This window comes from Pandoraea apista, assembly GCF_001465595.2.
GTDB lineage: Bacteria > Pseudomonadota > Gammaproteobacteria > Burkholderiales > Burkholderiaceae > Pandoraea > Pandoraea apista.
Window position 1 is genome coordinate 285,622 of sequence record NZ_CP013481.2, and the last position, 16,454, is coordinate 302,075.

Genomic DNA, 16,454 nt, shown 5'->3' on the forward strand with positions numbered 1-16,454 from the left:
CGGGGGTTACTCCAGTCGTAGATCGCACGCGGCGGGCGCCGTAGTGTCGCCGCGCAACGCGAGCCGGCCTGCCGCACCGAGTTCGCGGCAGCGCCACAACAGAAAACTGTCGGTCGCAAAAAAACCTTCGACGCGAGGCATCATCTCGCCGAGAAAGGCGGCCATCGGCGTCCAGGCGACGGGCGCCTGCGTCAGGATCTGGTCGTCGATCTCGGCGAACGTCGCCCCTTCGAAGGTGTTTTGCACCCAGCGTCGCACCTGCGTGTTGACTTGCTTGAGCGCGCGCCATTCCAGCGACAGACGGCCGATACGCAGCAGCGAGATCGGCGCGATGCGCCCGAATCGCCCGGCCAGCACTTCCGGCGCATACATGCCGACGCTGGTATGTCGTTCCGGGACTTGCGGCGCGCCGGGTGTTGCCAGGTCGCTCCCGCGCAATATGATCTCGTTCAGACGGGCGGGCGTATTGCGCAGCATGAAAGCCACGCGCCGCAGCGTGAGTTGATCCGAGGCGCTGTCGCCATGCCAGCAGACCACGGCGTTCTCGCCTTCGATCAGACGTTGCAGCGACGCCAGTTCTTCGCGCAACTCGCCGGCGTAGTCCCGACCGGCGGAGGGCACCACGCGTTGCCAGAAAGCGGCCCGCTGCCGCTCGTTCTCGTCGATCTCGCGCAATGGGCCAATGGCCAGATCGTCACGCAGGACAAGTACGGGGTCGGCGCGAAGCGCTTGCGCCATCGCCGCACGCAACTGCTGCGCGCCGATATCGCCACAAACGACATGGATGGTATTCATGCCCGGTAGTTTACGGTATTCCCGCACCCTCGGGTTGACGCTCCCGTAATGCCCGAAATAATCAGCGCATTGGTGGGATTTCGCGCATGTTTCGGCCGCGATGACCCGCGATGAGATGGCGTTCGCACGGCGTGGCAAACAGGCGTTCGACGTGCCGGGGCGCCTAACGCCCCCTCCGGCCTGTTACCCCGCGCCGCCCCGTCGGGGCGGCGCGGGTCCGACGCAAGTTCAGCGCAGGCTCAACGCTCGTCGTAGCTCACCACGACGCGCTCCGTGAGCGGACGCGCCTGACACGTCAGCACGAACCCCTGTTCGACCTCGTAGTCTTCCAGCGTGTAGTTCTTGTCCATTGCCACTTCGCCCTCGAGCACCTTCGCGCGGCAGGTGCAGCACACGCCTCCCTTGCAGGCGTACGGCAGCGACAGACCGGCCGCCAGCCCGGTGTCCAGAATGCTCTGGCCTTCGTACGGCTGACGCAGGCGACGTTCCTTGCCGTCCATCACGACGACCAGTTCGGCCATCGGCGTATCGTCGGTAATCACGACCGGCTTCGCCGCGGCTTGCGACGTGGGCACGCCGAACCGCTCTACATGAATCTTTTCCTTGGCAACCCCGGCGGCGGCGAGCGCGGCCTCGGCGGCGTCCATCATCGGGCCCGGGCCGCAGATGAAGGCTTCGTCGATGCTCGACGCCGGAATCAGCGTCTCGAGGAAGGCCGTGCACTTGTCCTGATCGAGCAGGCCGTTGAACAGCTCGACTTCCTGCGCTTCGTCCGAGAGCACGTGATACAGGCGCAGCCGGCCCAGATACGTGTTCTTCAGGTCTTCGAGCGCTTCGGCAAACATGATCGCGGGCACCGAGCGGTTGCCGTAGACCAGCGTGAACTGGCTGGCAGGCTCGGCGGCCAGCGTCGTCTTGATGAGCGCGAGCATGGGCGTGATGCCCGAGCCGCCGGCGAAGCCGACGTAATGCTTGGCGTTGTCCGGTGCCAGACGCGTGAAGAAGCGGCCATCCGGCGTCATCACGTCGATCTGCTGCCCCGGCTTCAGTTGGTCGTTCGCGAAGTTCGAGAACTTGCCGCCCGGCACGCGCTTGATGCCCACGCGCAGTTCGCCCGTGGCTTCGTACTCGGGCACGCCAACACAGATCGAATAGGAGCGGCGCGCTTCCTCGCCGTCGATCTCGGTCTTGAGCGTGAGGAACTGGCCTTGCGTGAAACGATAGGCGTCGCGCAACGCATCCGGCACCGTGAAGGCGATGGAGATGGCGTCGGCGGTCTCGGGCCGGATTTCGCGAATGGTCAGCGAGTGGAATTGCGGGGTCGTCATCGTGGGCTTCCTTGCCGCCCGGGTGCGGGTGCCGACGGGCGGAGTGTCGGCATCGCTACGCGCGAAGCGGGATCAGTCGGATCAATCAATAGGGCTTGAAGTAGTCGAACGGCTCACTGCACGTGCGGCAACGGTAATGCGCTTTGCAGGCGGTCGAGCCGAAGGCCGATACGACTTCGGTGTCGGCCGAGCCGCAATGCGGGCACGGCACACCGTCCTTCGGCCGGCCGTAGAACGTGATCTTGCGCGGGGCATCGGCAGACACGGCATGCGCGCCCGTGGGCGGGGCAATGCCATAGCTGCGCAGCTTCTCGCGGGCTTCGGGGCTGATCCAGTCCGTCGTCCACGCGGGTGCCAGCACGGTCTTGACGTGCCATGGGCCGAGGCCCGCGCGCGTCATGGCCGCAGCGATGTCCTCGGCGATCTGCTGCATCGCCGGACAGCCCGAGTACGTGGGCGTAATCACGATTTCGAAGGCCGTCTCGCCGCGATCGTTCGTGACCACGCGCACGTCGCGCAGAATGCCGAGCTCCCGAATCGATACGACCGGGATCTCCGGATCCGGCACCGCTTCGAGCGTCTGCCACGCGAGCGGCAGCGACGCGGCCGAGGCTGGCGTGAGCACCTCGGGCGCAACAGCCGGCGTGAGCGGAAGGTTCATGGTCGGATCGGCGTCGGGCGCGGCGAACGAATGCATCGCGAGGCTTACCAGGTCGCGCCGGGATGCTGGCGTGCCAGCCCCTGCATCTCGCCGAGCAGAAAGCTCATGTGCTCGGAGTGACGACCGAACTTGCCCGCGCTTTCGAACCCGCCGCCCACCGGGGCGTCGAGCGTGGCTTCCGCGAGCGCATCGTTGACCGTGGCTTGCCAGGCGTCCTTCAGCTCGGCCATCGCGACGCCCGTGCCGGCAGCGGCCACGGTGTCTTCGAGCGGGTCGCGCTTGAAGATTTCGTTCATGTACGGCATCAGATAGTCGAGCGCAGCCTGCGCGCGGCGGTGCGATTCCTCGGTACCGTCGCCAAAGCGCACCAGCCAATCGCGCGCGTGGTGCAGGTGGTAATGCGCTTCCTTGACCGATTTGGCGGCGATGGCGGCAAGCTCCGTGTCGGCCGACTGCGCGAGGGCTTGCCACACTTCGACCATCAGGGCCGAGTAGAGGAAGTTGCGCACGATGGTCACGGCGTAGTCGCGCTCGGCGGCGGTCGTGCCGGCCGTCGGGCCGTAGTGGGGCAGCTCGACGAGCGTCCAGTTACGGAACGCGGATTCGTCGCGCCAGAAGGCGTAGTCGTCTTCCTGTTTGGTAATGCCGGTGAGATCGGTTTCCACCTTGGCGGCGTGCTGATAGAGCATGCGCGCCTGACCGATGAGATCGAGGCTCAGGTTGGTGAGGGCGATGTCTTCTTCCAGCACGGGGCCGTGACCACACCATTCCGCGTTGCGCTGACCGAGGATCAGCGCGTTGTCGGCGAGGCGCAGCAGATAGGACAGATGTTCCTGCGTCGGTTTCATGTTCTGAGGTCTCGCATGGGGCGCGCCGCTCGCAGGCATCGCATGGGGATTCGCATGGACTTGCATGGGCGCGCCGCCGCTTACATGTGGTTCACTTCTTCCGGCAACTGGTAGAAGGTCGGATGGCGGTAGATCTTGTCGGCGGCCGGATCGAACAGCTCGGCCTTGTCTTCCGGTGCCGACGCCGTGATGGCGATCGACGGCACGACCCAGATGCTCACGCCTTCCTGGCGGCGCGTGTAGACGTCGCGCGCCATGCGCAGCGCCATCTCGGCGTCGGCGGCGTGCAGGCTGCCGCTGTGCTTGTGTTCGAGGCCCATCTTGCTGCGCACGAACACTTCCCAGAGGGGCCATTCCTTGTTGCTTGCTTGCGTCATGATCGTTCCTGATGTCTTGTGAGGGGCTGGCCTGATGCCTGATGTGGCTCAGGCGGCCTGCTTCTCGGCGCGCTGGCGCTGCTTGGCGGCGTGCGCCAGCGCGGCGTCGCGCACCCAGGCGCCTTTCTCGTGGGCGGCCACACGCGTGCCGAGACGTTCCTTGTTGCACGGGCCTTCACCGCCGACCACGCGCCAGAATTCGCTCCAGTCGATTTCGCCGTAGTCGTGGGCCTTGCGCGCTTCGTTCCACTTCAGATCCGGGTCGGGGAAGGTCACGCCGAGCACCTTGGCCTGTTCGACGGCGGCGTCGACGAACTTCTGACGCAGGTCGTCGTTCGAGATGCGCTTGATGCCCCACTTCATGGTTTGCGTGCTGTGGATCGATTCCTTGTCGCTCGGGCCGAACATCATCAGCACCGGCCACCACCAGCGGTTCACGGCTTCCTGCACCATGTCGCGCTGGGCTTGCGTGCCGCGCATCATCGCGAGCAGGGCGTCGAAGCCCTGACGCTGGTGGAACGACTCTTCCTTGCACACGCGAATCATGGCGCGCGCGTAGGGGCCGTACGAGCAGCGGCACAGCGGCACCTGGTTCATGATGGCGGCGCCATCGACGAGCCAGCCGATCACGCCGACATCGGCCCACGTGAGCGTCGGGTAATTGAAGATGCTGGAGTACTTGGCGCGGCCGGTGTGCAGGGCGTCGAGCATCTGGTCGCGCGACGTGCCGAGCGTTTCGGCCGCCGAGTACAGATAGAGGCCGTGACCGGCTTCGTCCTGCACCTTGGCGAGCAGGATCGCCTTGCGCTTGAGGCTGGGCGCGCGCGAGATCCAGTTACCTTCCGGCAGCATGCCGACGACTTCCGAGTGCGCGTGCTGCGAGATCTGGCGCACGAGCGTCTTGCGATACTCGGCGGGCATGTAGTCCTGCGGCTCGATCTTCTGATCGGCGGCAACGCGCGCGTCGAAGCGGGCTTGTTGCTCCTGCTCCGCTTCGCTCAGGGCGCGCACGCCCTTGGGGCTGTTGCCGGCCAGATCGATGGCTTGCGTATACATAGAGGAAGGCCTCCGCGGCATATGTGGGGATATGAAACGCATTATAAGCCGACCGGCCGGTCGGTCAATAAATGTTTTCCATGATATGGCGGCGGCGATTGTGCGCACGGTGATCCCGTGCGGGTGAGGGCGGTGAAGCCTTCACGCGATGGGAGTGCTCAGCGCGGTGGTCGCCCGAAGTGCTCGCGATATTGCTGCGGCGACACGCCGAAGCGGCGCTGGAAGACTTTGCGCATATTGTGCGGATCGCCGAAACCGCACTCCCACGCCACGGTCTTGAGCGGTGCGTTGCCGTTCTCGAGCATCACCCGGGCGGCATCGACCCGGGCGGCGCTCACGAAATCGGCGGGCGTGACGCCCGCATCGCGCGCAAACACCCGGGAGAAGTTGCGCACGCTCATCTTTGCCACCGCCGCCAGATCGCCGACCGACAGCGGATCGGCCAGATGCGCGAGCACGTACTGCTGCACCTGTGCGACGGGGGAATCCGGCTCGACATACGGCGTGAGGTAAGGGCTGAACTGCGACTGCCCGCCCGAGCGCTGCGTGAAGACGACCAGACGCTTCGCGACATTGAGCGCGACGCCCTGTCCGTGATCCTGTGCGAGCAAATGCAGCGACAGGTCGATCCCGGCCGTCACCCCGGCCGACGTGAAGAGACGCTCGTCCTGCACGAACAACCGATCCGCTTCGATGTGCGCGCCCGGCGCGCGCTCGGCGAGCACGCCCACGTCGTTCCAGTGCGTGGTCACGCGTTTGCCGTCGAGCAGGCCGGCGGCGGCCAGCACGAGGGCGCCGTTGCAGATCGAGCCGTAGCGACGCGCGCGCGGCACCATGTCGTTCAGCCAACGGTACACGTTGGGGCCTAGCGCATCCGTGAGCAGCGACGGGCCGCCCGCCACCAGCAGCAGATCGAGATGGCCGCCCACGTCCTGATAGTGACGGCGCGGCATCAGCGTCATGCCGTTCGAGCAGGCGATGGGGCCGTGCTGCGTGCCGACGACTTCCGTCTGATAGTGATCGCCGGGGAGCAGGAAACGGTTGGCTTCGGCGAAGACGTCCAGCGGCCCGCTCACGTCGAGCGATTGCACACCGGGAAAGACCAGCAAGGCGACGTGACGGATCATGGGGGACGGATGAGCGCTGGCAGTAATGCGCCGCATTTTGGCAGAAAGCGGCGCATCGGGACGTGTCCGGCCGCGTGCTGGCGCGAAGATGCCGCTGATTGGCCCGATCGGGCCGCGCCTGTCGGGGCCGACGGGGAGGTTTCGCTTCCACAATCGGTCCTGTCAGTGACGGCACGGGCCGTCGCGATATCTGTCTCCCCACTGAGAGGTTACGTATGTCGAATCAAGCGACTTCATCTGCCATCCGCTACCCGGACGACGCCTCGCTGGCCGAGCGCGTCGGCCCGGCGTTCTCCGTCGACGGCATGCTCGCGGCGCGTCGCAAGACCCGCGCGGCCATTCGCGATATCGCGGCGAAGGTGCATCCGGGCATGGTGGAGGAAGACGCCGTGACCATGGCCAAGGGCGTGCTCACAGCCGCCGGGCTCGAGTTGAGCTGGCATCCGACGCGCGTGCGCTTCGGCAAAAACACGCTCAAGCCGATGCGTCAGGCGTCCGAGCCGGGCGTGGTGCTCGGCGAGAACGACCTGTTCTTCATCGACATCGCACCGCGCTTCGAGGCGTGGGAGGGAGACGGCGGCGCCAGCTTCGTCGTGGGCGAGCACGCTGAGTACGCCCGTTGCGCCCACGATGCGGAAGCCCTGTTCCACGACGTGCGCGCCAGGTGGCAGCGCGAGGGGGCGACGGGGCAAGCGCTCTACGCCTATGCCGATGCGCTCGCCACGCGCATGGGCTGGACGCTGAACTTCGATCTGCCCGGACACCGTGTGTCGGACTTCCCGCATGCGGCCATCCACACCGGTTCGCTCGCCGATTTCGACACGACGCCCTCGGCCATGCGCTGGATTCTGGAAATCCACCTGCGTGATCCGCAACAACGCTTCGGGGCGTTCTTCGAAGACATGTTGCTCGACGACGCGGACTACTGATTCCGGCGTGATGTCCATGCGTGACGTCCAGACCGTTGTCGCATACGCACCACGCGTAGCGACGACGGTGCGAGCGGTGTGCCGTCCCCGGAGACTTGTTTGCTATACTGCGAACGATTCTCATTTGCAACGCGGGTGCCTGAGCCTTTCGGCCACACCTGGCCCGGGGACAGGAGGGGCGCATGCCCGCCGACGACACGTTGCCCACGCTGCCGTGCGACACCACGCTGCGGGCGCTCTACACCGACCATCACGGCTGGCTGCATGGCTGGCTGCACCGCAAGACCGGCTGCTCGCACCGCGCGGCCGATCTCGCGCACGACACGTTCGTGCGTCTGCTCGAGCGCGATCCGCCGCGCATGCTGGTGTCGCCACGCGCTTTCCTGACAACCGTCGCGCAACGCGTTCTCTATAACGACTGGCGTCGCCAGCAGATCGAGCGCGCTTATCTCGACGCCCTCGCGCAACAGCCGGAGGCGCTCGCGCCGTCTGCCGAAGAACGCGCCATCGTGCTCGAGACGCTGCTCGAAATCGACCGCTGTCTCGATGGCCTGCCCGCGCTCGTCAAACGCGCCTTCCTGCTGGCACAGCTCGACGGGCTGACGCACCTCGAGATCGCCGCCGAACTCGGCATTTCGCTCGCGACGGTGAAGCGCCATCTCGTGCGCGCCGGCACACAGTGCTTCTTCGCGATGGGCGCCGCATGACGCGCACGTCCGCATCCTCCTCCTCCTCGTCCTCGTCCCCTTCGCCCGTCGGCGGTTTCGACGCGGCTATCGCGCAGCAGGCCGTCGAATGGTGGGTGTCGCTGGGCAGCGGCAACGCCACCGACACGCTGCGCGCTGCCTGCGTCCGCTGGCGCGAAGCCCATCCAGAACATGAACGCGCGTGGCGGCACATTGAAAAGGCTGACGAGCGCATGCGGCATGTGTCCGGCACGCTCGGTGCGGCGCTCGCGCAGGCGGCGCTTCAGGCACCGCGTTCGCGCGGGCGTCGCATGGCGGTGAAGGCCATCGCCGGGGCGCTGTTCATGGGCACCGGCGCTTGGGTGGCGAGCGATCCGCTGGCTGTCCAATGGCTGCGGGCCGATGCGCGCACCGGGGTGGGGGAGCGTCGTACGCTGCGTCTGGCAGACGGCACGACGCTCGTGCTCAACACCCGCAGCGCCGTGCGCCTGTCAATGCAGGGGAATGTGCGACGCATCGCGCTCATCGACGGCGAAATCATGGTCACGACCGGCAAGGACGCCGGGCACGTGCCCCCCCGACCGCTGATCGTGGCCACGTCGCAGGCGACGCTGCAACCGATGGGCACGCGCTTCGTGGTGCGTCAGGCCGCGCAGGGAAGCGATGGCGGATCGGTGCAGGTATTCGAAGGCGCGGTGCGTGTGACGCCCAACGCGACGGGGCGTGACGCGGAAGGCGCGCGGATCGTCCATGCCGGGGAGCAGACGCAGTTCACGTCGCGGGATGTCGCGCCTGTGACACCGCTTGCGGAGGGGGACGGGGCGTGGGCCGACGGTATGTTCGTCGCCGTCGACATGCGCCTCGACGCGTTTCTGGCCGAGCTGTCGCGCTATCGGCGCGGTTACGTGCGTTGCGACCCGGCCGTGGCGGCGTTACGGGTGTCCGGCACGTATCCGCTGGGCGATACGGACGCGATTCTCGCCGTGTTGCCGCACGCGCTGCCGGTCTCGGTGGCGTCGGTCACGCGCTACTGGGTGACGATCGGCCCGCGCGGCTGAAGCGTCTTTCGCCATCTCATCAAATTTTTGTCCGGTCAGTGAGCTGTTTCGTCGGTCTCGCGTGACAAGGGAAGTGAAACCTTCTCTCCATTGCCTGAACGAGATCTCACATCATGGCCGTTGCTTCACCCGATTTCCCGCGCGCCGCGCGCCGTCATGGCTTGCACGCCGGCTCCGCTTTGCATCGCCGCAGCGTCTGCGTTGCCGTGGCGGTCACGTTCGCGTCAACGCTGTACGCCAACGCCGCACACGCGCAGACGGCCAGCCCGCCGGACGCGTCCGCGAACACCAGTTCCGCTGCCATCACCCGCATCTACGCCATTCCCGCCGGGTCGCTCGACAGCGTGCTCACGCGCTTCGGCCGTGAAGCCGGCATTCTCCTGACGTACACACCCGCGCTCACGGCAGGGCGTCAAAGCCCCGGCGTGCAGGGCCGCTTCGACGTGCCGGGTGCCTTCGGTCAATTGCTGGCGGGCACCGGGTTGAACGTATCGCCGCAAGGGGCCGGTTACACGCTGCTGCCGCAGGGAGCGCCGGTCGCTGCCGCGCTCGCTTCGGGGACTGGCGCGGGCGATGTGGCATTGCCGGCGACACATGTGCAGGCGCAGGCGTGGTCCGACGCGTATCGCCAGCCGGTAGACGCCAACGTGTCGCGCTCGGACGCCCCCATCCTCGACATTCCGCAGGTCATCAATGTGGTGCCGCATCAGGTGCTGGCCGATCAGCGTGCCCGCACGCTCGATGACGCGCTGATCAACGTGAGCGGCATCGTGCAGGGCAATACGCTGGCGGGCACGCAGGACACGCTGCTCAAACGTGGCTTTGGCGGCAACCGCGACGGCTCGATCATGCACAACGGCATGCCGCTCGTGCAGGGGCGCGGGTTCAATGCGAACGCCGATTCCGTCGAGGTGCTCAAAGGGCCGACGTCGCTGCTCTACGGGATCATGGATCCGGGCGGCGTCATCAACGTGGTGAGCAAGCGCCCGCTGCTCAAGCCCTACACGGCTGTGAGCGTGGCCGGCACGACCTACGGGCACGGCAAGAACGGTGCGGAAGAAACGCTCGACACGACCGGTCCCATCGGCGACAGCGCTCTGGCGTACCGCCTGGTCGTCGACCAGAACAACCAGCAGTACTGGCGCAACTTCGGCGCGCAGCGCGAGACGCTGGTCGCGCCGACGCTGGCGTATTACGGACGCGACACGCAGGTCGTGCTCTCGTACGAGTACCGCAATTTCCTGACGCCGTTCGATCGTGGCACCGTCATCGATCCGAGCACGAACAAGCCGCTGGCCATCTCGGCGCGCGAACGTCTGGATGACGTGCACAACGAGATGACGGGGCAATCGCATCTGGCGCAGATCACCGTCGATCATCAGTTCAATCCCGACTGGAAGGCGCACTTCGGCTACAGCTACAACACCGAGACCTATGACGCCGGGCAACTGCGCGTGAACGGCATCAACACCCAGACCGGAGTCATCTCGCGAAGCAACGACGGCACGCGCGGTTCGGATAGCACGGACAGTTACGGCATTGCCTATCTCGACGGCAAGGTGCATCTGGCGGGCATGCGCCACGATCTGCAATTCGGGGGCGACTGGGAGTACCGGCGCATCTATCGTCGCGATCTGATCCGGCAGACGGCGAAGTGCACGTTTAGCTATCTGAATCCGGTGTACGGCTGCGAGGTGATCCCGACGACCGTCTCGGCCAGCGACAGCGATCAGACCGATACGCTGCACGATGCGTCGCTGTTCTTCCAGGACGCCATCCACGTCACCGATCGCTGGATTGTCGTGGCGGGTGTGCGTCTGCTGACCTACAGTCAGTTGGCGGGCAAGGGGCGGCCGTTCCAGGTCAATACGAACATCAGCGATTCGAAGTGGCTGCCGCGCGCGGGCGTCGTCTACAAGGCGACGGATTATCTGTCGCTGTACGGCAGCTATTCGGAGTCGCTCAAACCAACGTCGACGATCGCGCCGCTGTCGTCCGGCGTGGTGATCGGCTCGAACATCGCGCCGGAGCATGCCAAGTCGTATGAAGTCGGTGCGAAGCTCGATATGCCGAACGGGCTGAGCGGCACGCTGGCGCTTTTCAACATCGACAAGCGCAATGTGCTGGTGTCGCAGTTCAACGACGCCACCAAGGCGATCGACTGGCGGACCTCGGGCGCGGCGCGCTCGCGTGGCGTCGAGCTGGATGTGTCGGGCCGTATCGGGCAGCGCTGGAACGTGATCGCAAGCTACGCGTTCATCGACGCGAAGACCACCGACGATCCGCTCTACACCGGGAATACGCTGGCGAACGTGGCGCGTCACACGGCGTCGCTGGCCGGTGTGTATGACTGGGGCCCCGTGCTGGGTGACGGCAGCGGCAACCTGCGCCTCGGCGCGGTCGGGCGCTATATCGGGTCACGTCCGGGGGACTCGGCCAACAGCTTCACGCTGCCGGCGTACTTCGTTGCCGACGTGTTCGCCGCGTACGACACGAAGATCGGCCGTCACCCGGTGCACTATCAGTTGAACGTCAAGAACGTGTTCAACAAGACCTACTACCCGTCGAGCGCGAGCCAGTACTTCGTCTCGATTGGCGATGCGCGTTCCGCCACGCTGTCGGCAACGTTCGAGTTCTGAGCGGCGGTTGCCGTCATCCGGCCGGGTGACGTCGAGGTTGTCGCGTCACGCAGCGCTTTCCATTCCAGACGGTCATAAGAACGGGCCGTGTATCCCGTCCGCCGCAGCCGTCAGTTTCGACAGGAAGCGCTCGCACCGGGCGATTTCGGCAAGTGCGACGAACTCGTCCGGCTGGTGGGCCTGAGCGATGCTCCCGGGGCCGCAAACGATCGTCGGAATGCCCGCGCGCTGGAAGAAACCGGCTTCGGTCCCATACGACACCTTGCGCGCGGGCGTGTCCGGGACCAGCGCGCGCATCAGGCGTATCAGGGGCTGGGTTTCGTCGGCCTGCATCGACGGTGGCGCCGCGATTTTCGTGAACCGGATCGTTGCCTGGGGATGCACGCGTTGCATTTCCGGAACGAGCGTCTGGGCGGCGTAAGCCTCGATCCGGGCGAAGATCGCGTCTGCATGCTCACCCGGAAGGTTACGGTACTCGAAGACGAACTCGCAGTCGGCCGGCACAGTGTTCAGGGCGATGCCGCCTTTTATCGTGCCGGTCTGTGCGGTACTGAACGGTACGTCGAAGCCCTCATCATAGGGGCCGTGCGCGGCAAAGGCGTTTGCCAGGTCGCGAATGTGGCAGATCACACGCGCGGCGTACTCGATGGCATTGACGCCCGAGGGTGCGAGCGACGAGTGCACGGCATGCCCTTGCACGCAGCAGCGGTAGATGTTGATGCCCTTGTGCGCAACGATCACCTGCATGCCGGTCGGTTCACCGACGATACAGCCTTGCGGACGAATGCCGCGACGGGCCATGGCCGCGAGCATCGGGGAAATGCCGAGGCATCCGACCTCCTCGTCGTAGGTGAACGCGAGATGGATCGGCGCCCCCGGCGGCGCATCGCACCACGCGGGCACCCGACTCATGACCGTGCCGATGAAGCCTTTCATGTCGCAAGCCCCGCGGCCATACAGCCGGCCGTCACGCAATTCAGGCGAGAAAGGCGGACTCTGCCAATGCTGAGCATCGACCGGTACGACATCGGTATGCCCGGAGAGCACGACGCCGCCCTGTGTATTGCCATCGCGCCCGGGCAATGTGGCGAAAAGATTGGCTTTCGCGCCGCTGCCGTCGTAGTCGAGCCACGCATCGATGCCGTGTGCGTGCAGGGTGTCGCGTAGAAGTTCGATCAGCCCGAGATTGGATTGGCGGCTTGTCGTGTCGATGGCGATAAGTCGTGAAATCCAGTCGATGGCGGCCGTCGAGGCCACCGGCGTCTCTTCGTCTGTCTCGGGTGTGAGCGCAGACGCCAAATGGGGGAGGTGCGTATGCATGAGGGGTCCTCGCACACTAGTTAAATCAGGACAGCGCGGCACGGGCCGTTTCGCGTGATAGCCGGGTCGCAACGAGACTCGCAACCGCGCCAGCCGCGATGTACCACGTGGGCGAGAGCGGATTGCCCGTCATTCCGATCAGCCAGGTCGCGACGAAGGGGGCGAAACCGCCGAAAATCGTGACTGAGACGTTGTAACTGAGCGAGATGCATGTGGTGCGCACCGCGCCGGGGTATAGCTCGGCCTGCCAGGCGGGCGCCGGGCCGGTCATCATCGCCATGAAGGCGGCGAGCAGGCACAACGCGCCGATGACCGGCAGGAGATGTGCGTGTGCGGATATGAAGGCGAAGAGCGGGTAAGTGCCGAACAGCACGCACAGCGCGCCTGCACTCATCAACGGGCGCCGGCCCCATCGGTCGGACAGGTGCCCCATAACGGGCGAGAGCATCATGAAGCACGCGATCTGGAGACTGGCGGCGATCAGTGCCTCGCTGGCGGGCAGGCCCAGCGTGCGGGTCAGATAGATCGGCATGTACACGAGGTAGAGATAGTTCGTGACCGTCCAGCCGATGGTGAACAGACTCCCGATGCCGAGGTTGCGGCGGTGCTTGCGAAGTGCTGTGCCGATCGGGGACGTCGAGACGGCGGGCCGACTCGGCCGGACATTTGCCGGGAGCGAGGTGCGTGGCGACTCGTCGATATTTCTCCGCAGCCAGAAGCCGAAGACGCCAATGACGAACGCTCCCAGCACGAAGGGAACGCGCCAGCCCCAGTCGTTCAGAGACTGGGCCGGCATGAGCCAGGTCATGGCCCCGGCGCTGAGCGAACCGAGCAGCAGGGCCACAGCGAGGCTGGCCTGTTGCCAACTGCCGTACAGGCCACGCCGGTGGCGCGGTGCATATTCGACGATGAAGCTGGTAGCCCCGCCCCATTCGCCGCCCGAAGCGAAGCCTTGCAGGATACGCGCGATCACGATCGTCAAAGACGCGGCCACCCCGGCGGTGTCGAAGCCGGGTGTCAGTCCGATCATCGCTGTGCCGATTGCCATGAGCAGAATCACGACGAGCAGCGAGGCCTTGCGTCCGGCACGATCCCCATAAACGCCCAGAATGGCCGCGCCCAGCGGACGCGCCACGAAGCCGACGCCGAATGTGGCGGTCGCGACCAGGAACGAGGTGGCTTCACTCGCCGCCGGAAAGAAGTGATGGGCGATCTGCGGGGAGAAGTAGGCGTACAACACGAAGTCGTACCACTCCAGGATATTGCCGAGCGACGCGGCGACAACGGCGCGTCTGGCCTGCGTGGGCGCGACGGTCGTCGTGGCGCTGTTAGCCCGGTAGTCATGCGTTTGCAACGGGTTCGAGTTCATGAGCAACCTAGGAAAGAGAAGGGAACATGCGCGCCGGGGCACCCGCCATCCGGCGTTCGCCATGTTCGCCATGTTCGCCACGTTCGGGGCGGCGCTATCGGTAACGCGTAAGGAGCTAAGCGCGAACGCTTAGCGGCGCATTGCGCGGAAGGCGTCGATGACGCGATCGAGATCGGCGTCCGTGAGTGCAAGCGACACTTGAAGTCGCAGTCTCGCGGTGCCTTCGGGAACGACGGGGTAAGAGAACGCCTGCGCCAGAACGCCGCGCTCTGCGAGTGCGGCAGAGGCGGTCCTTGCAAGCGCCGCGTCGCCGAAGATCACGGGCACGATCGGATGATCGCCGGGAAGCACGTCGAAGCCCGCCTGCGTCAGGCCTCGACGCAGGTACGCGCTCATGGCGCCCAGTCGCGCGAAGTCGATCTCGCCGCCTTCGATCAGGTCGAGCGCCCGGACGGCGGCTGCCGCAATCGCAGGCATCAGCGCATTGGAAAACAGATAGGGTCGGCCGGCCTGACGCAAGGTATCGACGATGGCGCTGGGTGCCGCGACAAATCCACCGGCCGCCCCGCCCAGCGCTTTCCCCAATGTGCCCACGTGTACGTCGACGGCCGACATTTGTCCCTGTACCTCGGCGGTGCCACGGCCGGAGGCGCCGATCACGCCGATGCCATGCGAGTCGTCCACAATGAGCAACGCCTTTCGTTCGCGGCACAACACGCCGAGGGCGCCTAGCGGGGCCTGCGTGCCGTCCATGGAAAACACGCCATCGGTGACCAGCAGCCGTGTCGCTGCTTCACCGGCTTCGTCAAAGGCGCGGGCGGCGGCGCTTGCGTCGCGGTGGGCATAGCGGAACCGGGCGGCTTTGCTCAGCCGTATGCCATCGATGATGCTTGCGTGGTTCAGTGTGTCGGACAGCACGGCGTCGTTTTCATCCAGCAACGCCTCGAACAGGGCGCCATTGGCATCGAAAGCCGAGGGGAACAGGGCGCAGGCCTCGGCCCCGAGAAACGCGGCGAGCCGGCGCTCCAGTTCCCAGTGCAGGGCATGTGTGCCGCTGATGAAGCGAACCGAGGCCATGCCGAGCCCATAGCGGTCGATGGCCTCGCGTGCGGCGTCGACAATGCGCGGATCGTTAGCGAGTCCGAGGTAGTTGTTGGCGCACAGGTTGAGATAGGCGCGCGTTGCACCCCCCGGTGCGGCGCGCGCCGTGACATGGCCGCCCTGTGCGGATTCGATCGCGACTTCGTGCTTGATCGCATGTCGCGCCGCCAGCGCGTGGCAACGTGCATCGAGCCGCGACCGGAGGGTCTCACTGAGCATGATTCGCCTCGTCGTAGTCGACCGTCAAGGTCCAGGCCGGATCTTCGTGCCACTCCCAATACGTGCGGAAGATCGTTTGCGTCAGGTCGCCTGGCGCACCGTTGCCGACGCGCACGCCGTTCAGGCGCGTGACCGGCATGATGCCCCCGGCGGTGGAGGTGATGAAAATCTCATCGGCGTGCCGCAACTGGTCTTCGCTGACGTTGCCCGAATGCACGGCAATGCCGAGCCGCTCGGCGATGTCGAACACGGTGCGGCGCGTAATGCCATGCAGCACGCCGTGCTCCGGGGTGTACAGCGCGCCGTGACGCACGACGAAGATATTGAAGCCGGGGCCTTCGGCGACGTTGCCGTTCATGTCTTTGATGACGACGGTTTCCGCCCCGGCATCGAACCCCTGGAACTGGGCCGTAACAAGATCGAGCCAGTGGTAGTTCTTGACCTGCGGATCGACCGACTCGGGGGGGATGCGGCGCACGGTATCGATCAGATGCAGGTGAAGGCCTTCCTTAAGCTGGCGGGCATTGGCGACCGATCCGTAGGGCACGGCGAACGCGACGAATTGGTTCGCTGCGTCGCGCGGGTCGCGGCTGAAGGTAGGCGAGAGGCCGCGCGTGCAGAGCATCTCGACGTACGCGTTACGCAGTCCCGCGCGTCTGACGCACTCGACGAGAATATGGCGAAGTTCATCGTCGCTGTACTTAACGGACAGGCGCAGCCTTTCCAGCGAGCGCCGGAAGCGCGCGATATGCAGATCCAGCCGGAAGAACTTGCCATTCCATACGTGAACGGTGTCGTAGGTGACGTCGGAGTGCAGCAGTCCCCAGTCGAGGACGGAGATGCGGGCTTCCGACATGGGCAGGTACTGGCCGGCCATGTAGGCGGTGCCGGTGGGGTAGGTCAGGCCGTCGATGCGGCCGACGTCGGGTTGGGTCATCGTG

The 16,454-nt window shown here is 65.8% G+C and carries 15 protein-coding genes; 4 read left to right on the forward strand and 11 right to left on the reverse strand.

From position 1 onward, the window contains the following. Positions 1–6 precede the first annotated feature (6 nt). From AT395_RS01245 to AT395_RS01275, 7 genes are all read right to left on the reverse strand, one after another. Positions 7–795, reverse strand: a complete 789-nt coding sequence (locus tag AT395_RS01245) for a DUF1835 domain-containing protein (protein ID WP_048628279.1) — start codon at positions 793–795, stop codon at positions 7–9. A gap of 239 nt (positions 796–1,034) precedes the next feature. After that, the gene (gene paaE / locus AT395_RS01250; protein WP_048628278.1) at positions 1,035–2,123 is read right to left on the reverse strand and encodes a 1,2-phenylacetyl-CoA epoxidase subunit PaaE; all 1,089 of its coding nucleotides are present in this window, start codon (positions 2,121–2,123) and stop codon (positions 1,035–1,037) included. Positions 2,124–2,208: 85 nt separating this feature from the next. After that, on the reverse strand, positions 2,209–2,820 hold the full coding sequence (gene paaD, locus AT395_RS01255; protein WP_156219674.1) for a 1,2-phenylacetyl-CoA epoxidase subunit PaaD: 612 nt from the start codon (positions 2,818–2,820) through the stop codon (positions 2,209–2,211). Positions 2,821–2,828: 8 nt separating this feature from the next. Then, positions 2,829–3,632: a 1,2-phenylacetyl-CoA epoxidase subunit PaaC gene (gene paaC / locus AT395_RS01260; protein ID WP_048628277.1), complete on the reverse strand. Its 804-nt coding sequence runs from the start codon at positions 3,630–3,632 to the stop codon at positions 2,829–2,831. 80 nt (positions 3,633–3,712) lie between these two features. After that, on the reverse strand, positions 3,713–4,009 hold the full coding sequence (paaB, locus tag AT395_RS01265) for a 1,2-phenylacetyl-CoA epoxidase subunit PaaB (RefSeq protein WP_048628276.1): 297 nt from the start codon (positions 4,007–4,009) through the stop codon (positions 3,713–3,715). Between the two features lie 48 nt (positions 4,010–4,057). Then, positions 4,058–5,065, reverse strand: a complete 1,008-nt coding sequence (gene paaA / locus AT395_RS01270; protein WP_048628275.1) for a 1,2-phenylacetyl-CoA epoxidase subunit PaaA — start codon at positions 5,063–5,065, stop codon at positions 4,058–4,060. A 158-nt stretch (positions 5,066–5,223) separates the two neighbouring features. Next, the gene (locus AT395_RS01275; RefSeq protein ID WP_231606086.1) at positions 5,224–6,189 is read right to left on the reverse strand and encodes a GlxA family transcriptional regulator; all 966 of its coding nucleotides are present in this window, start codon (positions 6,187–6,189) and stop codon (positions 5,224–5,226) included. A 218-nt stretch (positions 6,190–6,407) separates the two neighbouring features. Here AT395_RS01275 and AT395_RS01280 point away from each other — a divergent pair, with 218 nt between their 5' ends. The 4 genes from AT395_RS01280 to AT395_RS01295 all read left to right on the forward strand — a co-directional run bounded on the left by AT395_RS01280 (position 6,408) and on the right by AT395_RS01295 (position 11,504). After that, complete coding sequence (locus tag AT395_RS01280) at positions 6,408–7,121, forward strand: M24 family metallopeptidase (RefSeq protein ID WP_048628273.1); 714 nt, start codon at positions 6,408–6,410, stop codon at positions 7,119–7,121. Between the two features lie 182 nt (positions 7,122–7,303). Further along, positions 7,304–7,828, forward strand: a complete 525-nt coding sequence (locus tag AT395_RS01285) for a sigma-70 family RNA polymerase sigma factor (protein WP_048628272.1) — start codon at positions 7,304–7,306, stop codon at positions 7,826–7,828. Next, positions 7,825–8,865, forward strand: a complete 1,041-nt coding sequence (locus AT395_RS01290) for a FecR domain-containing protein (RefSeq protein ID WP_082164697.1) — start codon at positions 7,825–7,827, stop codon at positions 8,863–8,865. The genes AT395_RS01285 and AT395_RS01290 overlap by 4 nt, the downstream gene beginning before the upstream one ends. 113 nt (positions 8,866–8,978) lie before the next feature. Continuing rightward, on the forward strand, positions 8,979–11,504 hold the full coding sequence (locus tag AT395_RS01295; protein ID WP_082164696.1) for a TonB-dependent siderophore receptor: 2,526 nt from the start codon (positions 8,979–8,981) through the stop codon (positions 11,502–11,504). Between the two features lie 72 nt (positions 11,505–11,576). Here the strand turns inward: AT395_RS01295 and argE are convergent, their stop codons facing one another. The 4 genes from argE to AT395_RS26005 all read right to left on the reverse strand — a co-directional run bounded on the left by argE (position 11,577) and on the right by AT395_RS26005 (position 16,450). Continuing rightward, positions 11,577–12,824, reverse strand: coding sequence for an acetylornithine deacetylase (argE, locus tag AT395_RS01300; protein ID WP_053086330.1), 1,248 nt, complete (start codon positions 12,822–12,824; stop codon positions 11,577–11,579). Between the two features lie 25 nt (positions 12,825–12,849). Beyond that, positions 12,850–14,193 carry an MFS transporter gene (locus tag AT395_RS01305; RefSeq protein ID WP_048628271.1) on the reverse strand — a complete coding sequence of 448 codons (1,344 nt, stop codon included), beginning with the start codon at positions 14,191–14,193 and terminating at the stop codon, positions 12,850–12,852. Positions 14,194–14,322: 129 nt separating this feature from the next. Beyond that, complete coding sequence (locus AT395_RS01310; protein WP_053086329.1) at positions 14,323–15,513, reverse strand: glycine C-acetyltransferase; 1,191 nt, start codon at positions 15,511–15,513, stop codon at positions 14,323–14,325. Continuing rightward, entirely contained in the window at positions 15,503–16,450 is a 948-nt protein-coding gene (locus tag AT395_RS26005; RefSeq protein WP_231606083.1) for an aminotransferase class IV, read from the reverse strand. Before AT395_RS26005 ends, AT395_RS01310 begins: the two co-directional genes overlap by 11 nt. Between the last annotated feature and the right edge of the window lie 4 nt (positions 16,451–16,454).

Bases quoted from the DNA above. Each gene is read 5' to 3' on its own strand.
- AT395_RS01245 (WP_048628279.1), bottom strand. From the start codon at position 795: ATGAATACCATCCATGTCGTTTGTGGCGATATCGGCGCGCAGCAGTTG.
- paaE (WP_048628278.1), bottom strand. From the start codon at position 2,123: ATGACGACCCCGCAATTCCACTCGCTGACCATTCGCGAAATCCGGCCC.
- paaD (WP_156219674.1), bottom strand. From the start codon at position 2,820: ATGCATTCGTTCGCCGCGCCCGACGCCGATCCGACCATGAACCTTCCG.
- paaC (WP_048628277.1), bottom strand. From the start codon at position 3,632: ATGAAACCGACGCAGGAACATCTGTCCTATCTGCTGCGCCTCGCCGAC.
- paaB (WP_048628276.1), bottom strand. From the start codon at position 4,009: ATGACGCAAGCAAGCAACAAGGAATGGCCCCTCTGGGAAGTGTTCGTG.
- paaA (WP_048628275.1), bottom strand. From the start codon at position 5,065: ATGTATACGCAAGCCATCGATCTGGCCGGCAACAGCCCCAAGGGCGTG.
- AT395_RS01280 (WP_048628273.1), top strand. From the start codon at position 6,408: ATGTCGAATCAAGCGACTTCATCTGCCATCCGCTACCCGGACGACGCC.
- AT395_RS01285 (WP_048628272.1), top strand. From the start codon at position 7,304: ATGCCCGCCGACGACACGTTGCCCACGCTGCCGTGCGACACCACGCTG.
- AT395_RS01290 (WP_082164697.1), top strand. From the start codon at position 7,825: ATGACGCGCACGTCCGCATCCTCCTCCTCCTCGTCCTCGTCCCCTTCG.
- AT395_RS01295 (WP_082164696.1), top strand. From the start codon at position 8,979: ATGGCCGTTGCTTCACCCGATTTCCCGCGCGCCGCGCGCCGTCATGGC.
- argE (WP_053086330.1), bottom strand. From the start codon at position 12,824: ATGCATACGCACCTCCCCCATTTGGCGTCTGCGCTCACACCCGAGACA.
- AT395_RS01305 (WP_048628271.1), bottom strand. From the start codon at position 14,193: ATGAACTCGAACCCGTTGCAAACGCATGACTACCGGGCTAACAGCGCC.
- AT395_RS01310 (WP_053086329.1), bottom strand. From the start codon at position 15,513: ATGCTCAGTGAGACCCTCCGGTCGCGGCTCGATGCACGTTGCCACGCG.
- AT395_RS26005 (WP_231606083.1), bottom strand. From the start codon at position 16,450: ATGACCCAACCCGACGTCGGCCGCATCGACGGCCTGACCTACCCCACC.